General features: G+C 71.5%; 12 protein-coding genes. 10 read left to right on the top strand and 2 right to left on the bottom strand.

Going from position 1 to position 12,613, the window contains the following annotated elements; all coding sequences use genetic code 11:
* Nucleotides 1–43: 43 nt before the first annotated feature.
* Entirely contained in the window at nucleotides 44–1,303 is a 1,260-nt protein-coding gene (locus IEX69_RS11755) for a M1 family metallopeptidase (RefSeq protein ID WP_229756325.1), read from the top strand.
* Here the strand turns inward: IEX69_RS11755 and IEX69_RS11750 are convergent.
* Together IEX69_RS11750 and IEX69_RS11745 are read right to left on the bottom strand one after the other, a co-directional pair.
* Nucleotides 1,275–2,012, bottom strand: a complete 738-nt coding sequence (locus IEX69_RS11750) for a 4'-phosphopantetheinyl transferase family protein (protein ID WP_157127360.1) — start codon at nucleotides 2,010–2,012, stop codon at nucleotides 1,275–1,277. The two genes, IEX69_RS11755 and IEX69_RS11750, sit on opposite strands and share 29 nt — an antisense overlap.
* A gap of 42 nt (nucleotides 2,013–2,054) precedes the next feature.
* On the bottom strand, nucleotides 2,055–3,344 hold the full coding sequence (locus IEX69_RS11745; RefSeq protein ID WP_174604555.1) for an MFS transporter: 1,290 nt from the start codon (nucleotides 3,342–3,344) through the stop codon (nucleotides 2,055–2,057).
* Between the two features lie 86 nt (nucleotides 3,345–3,430).
* Here IEX69_RS11745 and IEX69_RS11740 point away from each other — a divergent pair, with 86 nt between their 5' ends.
* The 9 genes from IEX69_RS11740 to IEX69_RS11700 all read left to right on the top strand — a co-directional run bounded on the left by IEX69_RS11740 (nucleotide 3,431) and on the right by IEX69_RS11700 (nucleotide 12,540).
* On the top strand, nucleotides 3,431–4,291 hold the full coding sequence (locus IEX69_RS11740; protein ID WP_085021152.1) for a LysR substrate-binding domain-containing protein: 861 nt from the start codon (nucleotides 3,431–3,433) through the stop codon (nucleotides 4,289–4,291).
* A gap of 125 nt (nucleotides 4,292–4,416) precedes the next feature.
* Nucleotides 4,417–5,289, top strand: coding sequence for an IclR family transcriptional regulator (locus tag IEX69_RS11735; RefSeq protein ID WP_157127358.1), 873 nt, complete (start codon nucleotides 4,417–4,419; stop codon nucleotides 5,287–5,289).
* Nucleotides 5,282–5,749 carry a pyridoxamine 5'-phosphate oxidase family protein gene (locus IEX69_RS11730; protein WP_085021150.1) on the top strand — a complete coding sequence of 156 codons (468 nt, stop codon included), beginning with the start codon at nucleotides 5,282–5,284 and terminating at the stop codon, nucleotides 5,747–5,749. The genes IEX69_RS11735 and IEX69_RS11730 overlap by 8 nt, the downstream gene beginning before the upstream one ends.
* A complete protein-coding gene (locus IEX69_RS11725; protein WP_085021149.1) occupies nucleotides 5,746–6,963 on the top strand; it encodes a M20 family metallopeptidase in 1,218 nt (405 codons plus the stop codon). Before IEX69_RS11730 ends, IEX69_RS11725 begins: the two co-directional genes overlap by 4 nt.
* Nucleotides 6,960–7,958, top strand: coding sequence for an ABC transporter permease (locus IEX69_RS11720; protein WP_085021148.1), 999 nt, complete (start codon nucleotides 6,960–6,962; stop codon nucleotides 7,956–7,958). The genes IEX69_RS11725 and IEX69_RS11720 overlap by 4 nt, the downstream gene beginning before the upstream one ends.
* Before the next feature lie 7 nt (nucleotides 7,959–7,965).
* Nucleotides 7,966–9,162 (top strand): substrate-binding domain-containing protein, encoded by a 1,197-nt coding sequence (locus IEX69_RS11715; RefSeq protein WP_085021147.1) that lies wholly within the window; start codon nucleotides 7,966–7,968, stop codon nucleotides 9,160–9,162.
* A gap of 2 nt (nucleotides 9,163–9,164) precedes the next feature.
* Nucleotides 9,165–10,670 (top strand): sugar ABC transporter ATP-binding protein, encoded by a 1,506-nt coding sequence (locus IEX69_RS11710; RefSeq protein WP_085021146.1) that lies wholly within the window; start codon nucleotides 9,165–9,167, stop codon nucleotides 10,668–10,670.
* The gene (locus tag IEX69_RS11705; RefSeq protein WP_085021145.1) at nucleotides 10,667–11,653 is read left to right on the top strand and encodes an ABC transporter permease; all 987 of its coding nucleotides are present in this window, start codon (nucleotides 10,667–10,669) and stop codon (nucleotides 11,651–11,653) included. Before IEX69_RS11710 ends, IEX69_RS11705 begins: the two co-directional genes overlap by 4 nt.
* Nucleotides 11,650–12,540, top strand: a complete 891-nt coding sequence (locus IEX69_RS11700; protein WP_085021144.1) for an amidohydrolase family protein — start codon at nucleotides 11,650–11,652, stop codon at nucleotides 12,538–12,540. The genes IEX69_RS11705 and IEX69_RS11700 overlap by 4 nt, the downstream gene beginning before the upstream one ends.
* Nucleotides 12,541–12,613 lie beyond the last annotated feature (73 nt).

The following is a 12,613-nucleotide window of genomic DNA, read 5'->3' as shown; positions in this document are numbered from 1 at the left end:
GGGGCGCGGAGTCGCGTTCTCAGGGGATCCCTACACCCCGGGTGTGGGGACCTGGTCGTACCGGGTGTCCTCGTACGACCTCGACCTCGACTACCGGGTGCCCACCAACCGCCTCGACGGGGTCGCCGTGATCGAGGCCGTCGCGATGGTCGACCTGGACCGCATCGAGCTCGACCTGTCGAAGCTCAAGGCGTCGAAGGTGAAGCTCGACGGGAAGCGCGTGCAGGGGGTGTCGCACGTCGGGCACAAGCTCGCCGTGAGGTCGCCGGCCACCATCCCGGCGGGCAAGGCCTTCACCCTGGAGATCGAGTACGCGGGTCGTCCGGGTCCACGGCGGAGCCCGTGGGGTCCGATCGGGTGGGAGGAGCTCGCAGACGGCGTCCTGGTCGCGTCGCAGCCCATGGGCTCGTCGACGTGGTTCCCCTGCAACGACCGACCCGGCGACAAGGCGACCTACCGCATCCGTTTCACCGCCGAGGAGGACTACGCCGTCGTCTGCAGCGGCGAGCTGACGAAGACGTCGACGCGGAGCGGTCGGACCACCTGGGTCTACGACCAGGAGGCGCCCACCGCGGCCTACCTCGCGACGGTCCAGGTGGGTCGGTACGCGCGCCGGACCGAGGGGAAGAAGGTGCCCGTCGACTACGCGTACCCGCTCGAGCTCGAGAAGCGGCGGGCGAAGGACTTCGGCCGCCTCGACAAGATGATCTCCTACTTCTCCAAGGCCTTCGGGCCCTATCCGTTCGACCGGTACGGCGTGGTGATCACCCACGACACCCTGGAGATCCCGCTCGAGGCGCAGGCGATGGCGGTGTTCGGCGAGAACCACGTCGACGGCGAGCACGGCTCCGAGCGCCTCATCGCGCACGAGCTCGCCCACCAGTGGTTCGGCAACAGCGTCGGGCTGTCGTCGTGGCGGCACATCTGGCTCAACGAGGGCTTCGCCTGCTACGCGGAGTGGCTCTGGTCGGAGGAGCGCGGCGGCGCCTCGGCCGACGTGCTCGCCCGGCAGCACTACGACAGGTTGCGCGCCGCACCCGAGGACATCGTGATCGGCGACCCGGGCTCGGCCTCGATGTTCGACGACCGGGTCTACAAGCGCGGCGCTCTGACGCTCCACCAGCTGCGCAGACGCCTGGGCGACGACGACTTCTTCGGGCTGCTGCGACGGTGGACGACGGAGCACCGGCACGGCGTGGCCGAGACCGAGGCGTTCGTCCGGCTCGCCGAGGAGGTGTCGGGCGATCAGCTGCGGGCGCTGTTCGACGAGTGGCTCAGTCGCCCTGCCCTGCCGTTGTGGTGAGCTCCAGGCTCCGCCAGCTCACCACCGGGACCACTCGCTTCCTGCTCGTCTTGCGCGGCGCGATCGCGACGCTGGCTCGGACTCGGCGATCGAGTCGCACGTCCGCCAGAGCGTAGCGCGGTGCCTCCGGGTCGGATCCGATCGTCGCCGAGATGGCGCCCTCCTGCGCGGTGATGAGCACCGAGGACGGGTCGACGGTGAGGCCGCGCCCGTCGGCCTTCAGCACCGATTCGAGGCGTGTCCAGTGCTGCACCGGATCCCACGTCCGACCGGCGGGGCGCGAGGTGGGCGGGACCAGGGCCGCGATGGCCGAGACCGCCTCGACCGACGTGTCGACGGGCTCCACGTCGATGCCGACCAGCCCGCTCCAGCTCGCCGCGACGGCGACGCCGGCCGAGCAGTGCGCGATGCTCACGCTGAGCCGACGGCCCTTCGGGCGCGCCACGTCGACGTTCGGCCGGCCATGCGGACCCCCGCAGTGCGAGCAGATCGCCCACACGGTGACGTCGGCGGCATCGACGGGCGGATCGGCGAGCTCGGCCGCCAGCCTTCTCACCGCGACGCGTCCGGTGACGAACCGACGAGCGGCCTCCTGGTCGCTCATCGCGTGGTGACGGCCGCGCTCCTCCTCGGTGAGCAGGGACAGCATCCCCCCGAGGTCCTCCCCCGAGGGGAGAGGAACCCAGCGGACATGCACCTGAGGCGTCATCGCGAGCGACACTAGCGCGCGAGGGTGTCCTCCAGGTGAACGTCAGCCGCCCGCGATCCTGCCGCGCGGTGATCGGCTCCGACGCGCGAGGACGAGCCCGATGACGCCGATGACCACGACGGGGACGGCGCCCGAGAGCAGCATCCCGGCCCTCGCGCCCACGTTCTCGACGACCTGTCCCATGATCGGTCCGCCCAGGGCCTGGCCGCCGAGGAGCACCAGCACGTAGAGGGCCATCACGCGTCCGCGGATGGCGGCGTTCGACGACATCTGGACGAGCGTGTTCGCACAGGTGATGAAGAGCAGCCAGCCCAGACCGGTGACGACGAGACCGGCGCCGAACGCCGTCTCCGTCGGCAGGAGCGCGGTGAGGGACTGCGCCGCCGCGTATCCCAGGGCGCACAGGACGACGGTCCGCAGCCGCACCGTGCGTCGACGGGTCGAGAGGATCGCCCCGGTGAGTGCGCCCACCGCGACCAGGGTGTTGAACGCGCCGTAGCCGCCCGCTCCGGTGCCGAAGACGTGGTCGGCGAAGCCGGCGAGGAGCACGGGGAGGTTCTGCGAGAACACCGCCAGCACACCCATGATGACGATGGTCCAGAGGATGGCGGGCTTCGCCGCGGCGTACCGCAGGCCCTCGATCAGCTGTCCCCTGCGCCGCGGCGCCCTCGGCACAGGGTGCATCTCGGAGCTGCGGAGCCGGGTGAGGGCCACCACGGTCGACGCGCAGGCGAGCGCGTTGATCGCGAACGACCAGCCGGCGCCCACGCTGACCAGCAGCACGGCGCTCGCGGCGGGGCCGATGATGCCGCCCAGCTGGAAGCCGGACGAGTTCAGGCTGATCGCGTTGGGCAGCAGGCGCGGTCCGACCAGCTGGCCGGTGAAGACCTGCCTCGCCGGGTTGTCGACCACGGTGACGAATCCCAGCACCAGGGCGGCGGCGAAGACGTGCCAGATCTGAGCGACCCCGAGGAGCACGACGACGGCGAGCACGGCGCTCGTCAGGAACGAGAGGCTCTGGGTGATGACGAGCAGCGTCCGGGTGCGGTACCGGTCGACGATGAGCCCCCCGAGCAGGCCGAACAGCAGCATCGGGCCGAACTGCAGGGCCGACATCGCGCCGACCGCGGCCGTGGAGCCGGTGAGCTCGAGGGCGAGCCAGTCCTGCGCGATCCGCTGCATCCACACGGCCGACATGGCGATGAGGTTCGCGGAGGCGAAGAGACGGTAGTTGCGCACCCCGAGGGAGACGAAGGTCTGGCGCCAGGGCGGCGAGGAGGAGAGGACGGCGATGGGTTCGGTGGGCGGGGAGGGTGGAGCTGCGGTCGTCACGATCCTTCGACGCTACGCTCGCCGTATCCATTGCGGAACCGGATAGGGGCTATTATTCCCATCACGTTTCGTAATGAGGAGGCGCCGTGCTCGATCCCGTCATGCTGAGGAGCTTCCTCGCCGTCGCCGAGACCGGCAGCTTCACGCGGGCGGCGGCGCAGCTCGGCATCAGCCAGCCCACCGTGAGCCAGCACATCCGCAAGCTCGAGCAGGCCACGGGCCGGATGCTGGTGGCGCGCGACACCAGGGAGGTCGCGCTCACCGACAACGGCGAGGCGCTCGCGGGCTTCGCCAGGACGATCCTCGCCGCGCACGCCGCAGCCGACGGGTACTTCAGCGGCTCGGCGATGCGGGGACGGCTCCGCTTCGGCGCGGCCGACGACCTCGCGCAGACCCAGCTGCCGCGCATCCTGCGGCACTTCCGGCGGCTGTACCCGCAGATCAACCTCGAGCTCACCGTCGGGCAGAGCTGGCCGCTGTACCGGAGGCTCAAGGGCGGCCATCTCGACCTCATCCTCGTCAAGCAGGTGCCCGGAGACGAGAGCGGCCTGCCCGAGTACGGCACCGTGGTGCAGCGCGACGAGCTGGTGTGGGCGGGCGAGGAGGGTGCCGCGATCGCGGAGGGCGCGCCGGTGCCGCTCGTCACGTACCACGCGCCGAGCATCAGCCGTCGGCTCGCCATCCGCGCGCTCGAGGGCGCCGGGCGCACGTGGCGGATCACCTGCAACACCCGCGAGGTCAACGGCGTGCTCGCGGCCGTGCGCGCCGGTCTCGGCTTCGCGGCGCTCCCGAGCCGCCTCATCCCGGGCGACCTCGTGCAGGTCGGGCCGCGGCTCGGCCTCCCCCCGATCGGCGACGTCGAGTTCACGCTGCTCGAGAACCCGATCGCGCCGGTGGAGCCGGTCCGGGCGCTCGCCACCGCCATCCGGGAGCGCACCCTGACGTGACGCGCGCGTGCGCGGCTGCGCACACGCGGATAGCCGATCCCGCGGGCCCAGGAAGGCCGCAGAAGTAACACGATCGAAACATTCGGGGTTGATCCGCGACATCTCCGTGCTCCAAAGTGGACGTCATGCCCAAAAGCAGTATGGACGCCACGTCCATTTCCGCGGGATCCGCGAAGGGTCTCGTGAAGGGGATCGCCCTGGTCGACATCGTCGCTGCCAGCGCGAAGCCCCTGCGCCAGGTCGACCTCGTCGAGGCGAGCGGCCTCCCCCGCCCCACCGCGGTCCGTCTGCTCGAGTCGCTCGTCGAGCTCGACGTCCTCCGCATCGAGTCGCGCGGACTGTACGAGCTGGGTCCCCGGGTCGCCGCGTGGGGCCAGGCCTTCCTCGACGGCCTCGACCTCACCCGTCAGGCGTTCGACATCATCGAGGGCCTGGTGGACAAGAGCGACGAGACGTCCTACCTCGGCGTGCTCGACCGGAGCTCGGTGCTCTACATCTCCGCCGTCAACAGCCCGCAGCCGGTGCGGCCCGCGGCACGGATCGGTGCTCGCAACCCGCTCCACTGCACGGGCATCGGCAAGGCGATCCTCGCCTTCCGCACCCCCGCCGAGCGGGCGGAGCTGCTGGGCGACGGCGAGCTCGAGCGTCGCACGCCGAACACGATCACCGATCGCGACGCGCTCGCCGCCGAGCTCGACGCCATCGCGGAGCGCGGCTACTCGATCGACGAGATCGAGAACGAGGAGGGCGTGCGCTGCGTGGCGGCACCCGTGCGCGACCACCTCGGGAACGTGATCGCCGCCATCTCGGTGTCGGCGCCGGCCTACCGGTTCACGCGGGAGGACGTGCTCGAGTTCGCGCCCACCGTCGTCGCCGCGACGTCCGAGCTGTCGGCGCGACTGGGATACCGCGACCGCGCCGCGACCGCGACGACCGAGGCATCCGCGGACGAGCCGGAGGCCCAGCTCGCCGCCACGAAGGGAGACACCGATGACTGACGAGAGCTGGCGCGGCAAGGTCGGCGCCCTCGACGACGAGGCGATCGAGGCGTTCCTCGAGGAGCCGCAGATCGCCCGCCTGGCCTGCCTCGACCTCGAGGGCTGGCCCTACGCCGTCCCGATGTGGCACGAGTGGCGCGAGGGTGCGTTCTGGCTCGTCGCCCGCCAGAAGTCGGCCTGGGCGCGCTTCCTGCAGAACGACGAGCGCTGCGCGCTCACGATCGACGAGTCCGGCGCCCAGCGCAAGGTCACCGGACAGTTCCGGGCGGTCATCGTCGAGGAGCCCAACGTCGGCGGAGCGTGGGTTCCCGTGGCCGAGCGGATGTCGGTGCGCTACCTCGGCGAGAACGGCGTCAAGTATCTCGAGCCCACTCTCGACAAGCCGCGGTGGCTCATCCGCCTGGATCCGGTGAAGATGCAGACCTGGCAGGGCAACGACTGGGCGGGTCGCTACAAATGAGCCGTCCCACCGACGTGGTCGAGCTCGCCCAGCGGCTCATCCGCGTGCCGAGCCCGAACCCGGGAGGCAACGAGCGCGCCGTCGCCGCCGTCATCACGGATGCGATGCTCGATCTCGGCCTGCCCTTCCCCCGCACCGTCGCCAAGACCGCCGATCGGCCGAACCTCGTGTCGACGATCGACTTCGGCCCCGGCGGCCGTCACCTCGTGCTGGCGGGCCACATCGACACCAAGCCGGTCGGCGACGCCGTCTGGACGGTGGACCCGCTCGCCGCGGATGTGGACGGGGACCGGCTCTACGGTCTCGGCTCAGCGGACATGAAGGGTGCGATCGCCGCGATGATGCTCGCCGTCGCCGGGCTGGTGGGCGACCAGGAGCCGGCGTCCGGTCGCGTGACCCTCGCTCTCGTCGCCGACGAGGAGAACGGCGCCGAGTACGGCGCCCAGCACCTCTGTCAGACCCTCGACCTCGAGGCCGACGCGGTCGTCATCGGCGAGCCCGGCGGCATCCACGACGACTGGGACCGACTCCATCTGGTGAGCCACGGCATCGCCCGGATGCTCGTCACGGCGTCGGCCCGTCAGGGCCACTCGAGCCTCTCCGGGCTCCTCGGCACGCGCAACGCCGGCGTCGACGCCGCTCGAGCCCTGGTCGCCATCGCCGACCGCGCCGAGCTGGTCATCCCGGAGAACACCGCAGGGCTCGTCGACTGGCAGGCGACGATCAACCCCGCGCTGCGATTCTCCGGGGGCGTCGGCTACGGCGTGCTGCCGGACGCGATCTCGGCGGCCGCCGAGGTCCGCACCCTCCCGGGGATGCGCCAGGAGGACATCCGGGACGCGTTCGTGGCGGCGGTGGCCGCCGACCCGGGGCTCCGCGACGCCGACGTCGAGATCGACTTCGACGCGGCACCCAACGACTTCCTCGCGGCGACGTCCGTCGATCCGGAGCATCCGGTCGTCGCGGCGGCGCGACGCGCCTCGGTGCTCGCGCTCGGCGTCGAACCCCCGCTCGCCGCCTTCCCGGGCACCACCGACGCGACCTGGTTCGATCGCGCCGGCATCCCCACGCTCCCCGCTCTCGGCCCCGGGCTCCTCTCGCGGTGCCACGGGGCGGACGAGTGGGTGTCGGTCGACGCGCTGAGACAGGCCGTCCCGCTCTACGGCGAGCTTGTCTCGGCGTTCTGCGCGGAGCGCGTGGAGGTGTCGGCATGAGCAACGCGTCCGCCTTCCTCGCCCGCAGCGGGCGCACGCTGGCACCGCTGGCAGGTCTGATCGTCGTGCTCGTCGCGGCGGCGATCACCACCCCGGGGTCCTTCACCGTCGACGTCCTGCGTCTGGTGCTCTTCCAGATCGGGCTCATCGGCGTCACGGCCATCGGTCAGACCCTCGTCCTGCTCGTGGGCGGGATCGACCTGTCGATCGGCGCCGTGATGACGCTGGCCACGGTGATCGTGGCGACGACGACGAACGGCGACGACAGCGCGCTGCTCGTGGCGGTGGTGCTCGCGGTCCTCGCGGGCCTCGCCGTCGGAGCCGCCAACTCGGCCCTCGTGCAGCTGCGGAGCGTTCCCCCCTTCGTCGCGACCTTCGCGACCTTCGTGCTGGTGCAGGGCATCATCGTGGCCTGGACCCGTGGTGCGCCGTCCGGCGCCATCCCCGACGCGATGCGCTGGCTGGGGATCGGCCGGCTGTTCGACTTCATCCCGGTGCCGGCCGTCGTGTTCGCCGTCCTCGCCGTGGTCGTCGGCCTCGTGCTCGTGCGCACCACCCTCGGCCGTCGGGTGTACGCCACCGGCGCGAACCCCCGTGCCGCCCGCCTCTCGGGGGTCCCGACCGGGTGGATCGTCACCGGCGCCTACCTCGCCAGCGCGCTCACGGCCGTGCTCGCCGGGCTGATCAACGCCGGATACATCGGCTACGTCGACGCGGGGCTGTCGCGCAGCCTCGACCTCAACTCCATCGCCGCCGCCGTGATCGGCGGCGTGGCCCTGACCGGAGGAAAGGGACGCATCGGCCAGACGGTCGTCGGCGTCGTCCTCCTCGCCGTCCTGCTCACCTGGCTCGTCCAGCTGGGAGCAGGCGCCGGTGCCCAGCTCATCGTCTCCGGGATCGTCATCCTCGGCGCGGTCTGGCTGCAGTCCGGACGCTTCACCCTCAGCACCATCCGTCATCTGACCCGTAGAACCACCACAGCAGAGAGAGGCTGACCCGCTCATGTCCTTCCGTCCATTCCGGTCCGCCCGCGGCCGCTCCGCGGTCGCGATCGTGGCCAGCGCCGGCGTGCTCATCGCACTCGCGGCCTGCAGCTCCGAGCAGGAGGGGTCGTCCTCGACCTCGGCTGCGAACGCCGACTGCTCCAACGCCGCTGCCGCCCAGGACAGCTACACCAAGGCCTGGTCGACCACCGCCGAGGAGCTCGGCATCCAGGACCTCACCCCGGTCGAGGAGACCGTGTGCGAGATCGACACCGCGTCCTACAAGAAGGACGAGCCGGCGGGCGGCTACACCATCGCCCTCGCCGCGCAGGGCCCGATCAACTCGTGGGGCACCCTCAGTGAGGAGGCGTTCAAGCGCCACGCGGACGAGATCGGCGTCAGCACCCTCTACGCGTCGGCCAACGGCGACGCCACGACGCAGGTCGACAACATCCAGCAGCTCGCCAGCCAGAAGCCCGACGCCATGGTCGTCGTGCCCATGGGCGAGGGCATCACCGGTCAGGTGCAGGCGGCCACCGAGCAGGGCATCCCGGTGATCCTCTGCTCCGGCATCCTGCCCGACGACAGCGGCGCCGTCTCGACGGTGACCCGCCAGTACGACCTCCTCGGCTCGGCGTACGCCGAGTGGCTCGTCCAGAAGCTGGGCGGCAAGGGCAAGGTCGCGATGCTCAGCGGTCTCGCCGGCGTGCCGACCGCCGAGTACCAGGCGGCCGCGGCCAAGAAGGTGTTCGAGAAGTACCCGGACATCGAGGTCGTCACCCAGCAGTACACCGAGTGGTCGCCGACCGTGGCGAAGACCGTCGCGGACAACCTGATCACCCAGTACCCCGACCTCGACGGCATCTGGAGCGACTCCGGATACGGCGACCTCGGCGTCGTGCAGGCGTACACCGAGGCCGGCAAGACCGTGCCTCCGCTGACCGGCGACTCGAGCAACGCCTTCCTCAAGGCCACCGAGGGCACCGACGTGCAGTTCGCGCTGTCGACCTTCCCGCCGGAGATGAGCGCCGACTGCCTCGACACCGCCGTGTCGGTGCTGAAGGGCGAGCCCGTGCTGAACAAGGTCTTCATCGACTCCCCGTCGTTCACCAACGAAGACGCGGCCCAGTACGTGCGCAAGGACTGCGGCGACAACCTGTTCGTCCCGTCCACGCTCGACGACGCCACGCTCGTGGAGCTGGGGCTCTGCAGCTAGTCATGCCCACGCAGCACACGGTTCTGGAGGCCCGGGGACTGACCAAGTCGTTCCCGGGCGTCCGGGCCCTCTCCGGAGTCGACTTCACCGCGCGCGCCGGACGGGTCCATGCCCTCCTCGGTGAGAACGGCGCGGGGAAGTCGACCCTGGTCGGGATCCTCACCGGCAACCAGCGCGCCGACACCGGCACCCTGACGGTCGCCGGCGAGACCCGGGACTTCGGCAGCCCCCGCGAGGCGCTCGACGCCGGGGTGATGGCCGTCTACCAGGAGCTCACCGTCCTCCCGGCGATGACGGTGCTCGACAACGTCATGCTCGGCCAGGAGGTGACGAAGGCGGGCTCGCTCAGCCTGTCGCAGCAGCGCTCCATCGCCCGCGACGCCCTGTCCCGCGTCGGCCTGGCCGACATCGACCTCGGCGCCCAGGCCGGCGACTACTCGCTCGCGAACCAGCAGCTCATCGAGATCGCGCGTGCCCTCATCCGCAGGGCGAGCGTGGTCATCCTCGACGAGCCCTCCGCGGTGCTCTCCGGCGACAAGCTGGATGCGCTGCACGCGGTCGTGCGCGAGCTCGCGGCCGCGGGGACCGCCGTGGTGTACATCACCCACCTCCTCGACGAGGTGCAGGAGCTGGCCGACGACGTCACGATCCTCCGCGACGGCGCGACCGTCGCCGAGGGCGAGAAGAAGGACTTCGACACCGAGCGCATCGTGCGCGAGATGGTCGGCCGCACGGTCGACGCGGTGTTCCCCGAGCCGGGCGAGCTCACCGGCGACGTCGTGCTGCGCCTGACCGGCGTGGTGCCGCGCAGCCGCACCCGTCGGCCGGCGCCGATCGACCTCGAGGTGCGCGCGGGCGAGATCGTCGGGGTCGCGGGGCTCGTGGGCTCGGGCCGCAGCCGTCTGCTCCGCACGATCGCGGGCGCGCATCCGCTCGCCGCGGGCCGCATCGAGGTGGCCGGCCGGCCGATCGGCGGATCCATCCGCCGGGCCCTCCGCGCGGGTGTCGTCCTGGTGCCCGAGGAGCGGAAGACGGAGGGGCTCGTGCTCGACCTCACCGTCTCCGAGAACACGACGATGGCCGTGCTGGGCAGGATCGCCCGCTTCGGCTGGATCCGGCGGGCCGTGCAGCGCGACCGGTGGTCGGCCGAGCAGGAGCGCCTCGGCATCCGCGCATCCGGTCCCGACCAGGAGACGCGACTGCTCTCCGGCGGCAACCAGCAGAAGATCGTCATCGCCAAGTGGCTCGAGCTGGGCCCTACGGTGCTCGTGCTCGACGAGCCCACCCGTGGGGTCGACGTGGGAGCCAAGGCGGAGATCTACCAGATCATCTCGGAGCTCGCGGCCCAGGGCCTGGCGGTCGTGGTCGCGTCCAGCGAGCTGATCGAGGTGCTCGGGCTCTCGCACCGTGTGCTCGTGGCCAGGGACGGCTCGATCGCCGGTGAGCTGCCGGGCGGTCTCGGCAACGAGGAAGAGGTCATGCACCTCGCGATGGGAACGAACCGATGAGCACTGCAACCGCCACCGTCGACGCGCGACCCGAGAGGTCGAAGCGCTTCGGCTTCGCCGCCCTCGTACGCGGCGGCTTCGCGGTCTGGGTCGTCGTGATCGCGCTCGTCGTCGCCCTCAGCATCGTCAAGGGCGGCGCGTTCTGGACACCGTCGAACCTCTCGACGGTGCTCACGGCGACCGTCGTGCTCGGCCTGGTGGCCATGGGCCAGCACCTCGTCATCCTCACCGGCGGCATCGACCTCTCGGTCGGATCGACGGCCACGCTCTCCGCGCTCCTGACCGCGGTGCTCATCGACGCCTATCCGATCCGCGTGATCCCCGTCCTCCTCGGGATGGTGGTGCTCGGGGCACTCGTGGGTCTGTTCAACGGCGCCTTCGTGGCGTTCGCCAAGCTGCCCGCGTTCATCGTGACGCTCGCGTCGTTCTACATCGTGCAGGGCATCGCCCTCACCGTGTCGAGCGTGCCGGCGGGCAAGGTCACGTCCGACCTCAAGAACTTCGCGCTGGGCAGCCTCGGGCCGATCCCGTACTCGTTCCTCGTCGTCGTGATCGCGGTCGCGGTCGTGGGCTACCTCCTCGCCCGCACCCGCTGGGGCAAGCACGTCTACGCGGTCGGCGGCGACCTCAAGGCGGCGCGCGCCGTGGGCATCAAGGCCGACCGTGTGCTCGTCTGGGTCTACGTGGCCTCGGGCATCCTCGCCGCCATCGCGGGCATCATGCTCGCCGCCCGTTCGTCGATCGGCTCGCCGACCGCAGGGCAGGGCCTCGAGCTCTCGGCGATCACGGTCGTCGTCATCGGCGGCACCTCGCTGCTCGGCGGCCGCGGCAGCCTGTTCGGCACGCTCGGCGGCGTGCTGCTGCTCGCGCTGGTCTCCAGCTCGATCACGCTGCTGCAGATGCCGTCGACGCTCACCGACCTCATCCGAGGCGCGGTCATCGTCATCGCGGCGACGCTGTTCGTGGTGAAGGCGAAGCGATGACCCGCGTCGACGCGCACGCCCACGTGTTCCGGCCCGCCGCGGTGTCGCCGCGAGGAACGGACGAGCTGGCGCCGGACGACCGCGACGCCCCCGTCGAGGCGTTCGTCGCCGAGCTCGAGCGCCACGGCGTGGGCCGCGCGGTCCTGGTGCCGCTCGACGAGCACGACGACTACGTGCGCGAGTGCCTCGACGCCGATCCCGAGCGCTTCGCGGCCGTCGCGGTGTCCTCCGACGCCGAGCGCGGCCGCGCGGGTGGCCGGCATGCGGAGTCCGTCTCGGACGCGCTCGACCGCCGCCGCGCCGGGTTCCGCTTCGGCGGCCTGCGCACGACCTGGCTCGGGGAGCCCGGACAGGACATCCGCGACTCGCCCGCCCTGCCGATGCTGAGGTGGTGCGCCGACCGTGGCGTGGTGCTCTGGGCCTACCTGCCGCCCGACCAGTTCCCGCTGGTGGAGGCGGTGGCCCGCGAGCTGCCGGATCTCGCCATCGCGCTCAACCACTTCGGCTTCTCCCCCGCCGACATGAGGGTGGACGCGCACGGGCGGCCCTGGTTCGCCTCGCGCCTCCCCGACGAGCGGGTGGAAGCGGTGTGCGCGCTGGCCGCGCATCCGCAGATGCACGTACTCGTCTCAGGTCACTACGCCGTCTCGCAGGAGGACGCGCCCTACTCCGACCTGCGCGGACCGACCACGAGGTACCTGGAGGCCTACGGCGCCGACCGGGTGATGTGGGGGTCCGACATGCCCTGGCCCGCCGCCGCGCCCGGATACAGCGCCCTCCTGGATGCGATCGGCTCGGCGCTCGACGAGGCCGGCTCCTCCGCCGCCGAGCGGGAGGCCGTGCTGGGCGGGACCGCCTCGCGCCTGTTCGCGCTCGCTCCCGCCTGACCCCGCAGGCGATCCGCGGATCGGCCCCGTCCGACCGGGCCGTCTTGGCGCGGGCCCCCGGCCGCCGCCTCCG

Origin of the sequence: Cnuibacter physcomitrellae (assembly GCF_014640535.1) — a bacterium.
GTDB classification, from domain to species: Bacteria; Actinomycetota; Actinomycetes; order Actinomycetales; family Microbacteriaceae; genus Cnuibacter; species Cnuibacter physcomitrellae.
Note: the sequence above shows the minus strand (reverse complement) of the source record. Positions and strands in the feature narration are given on the sequence as shown.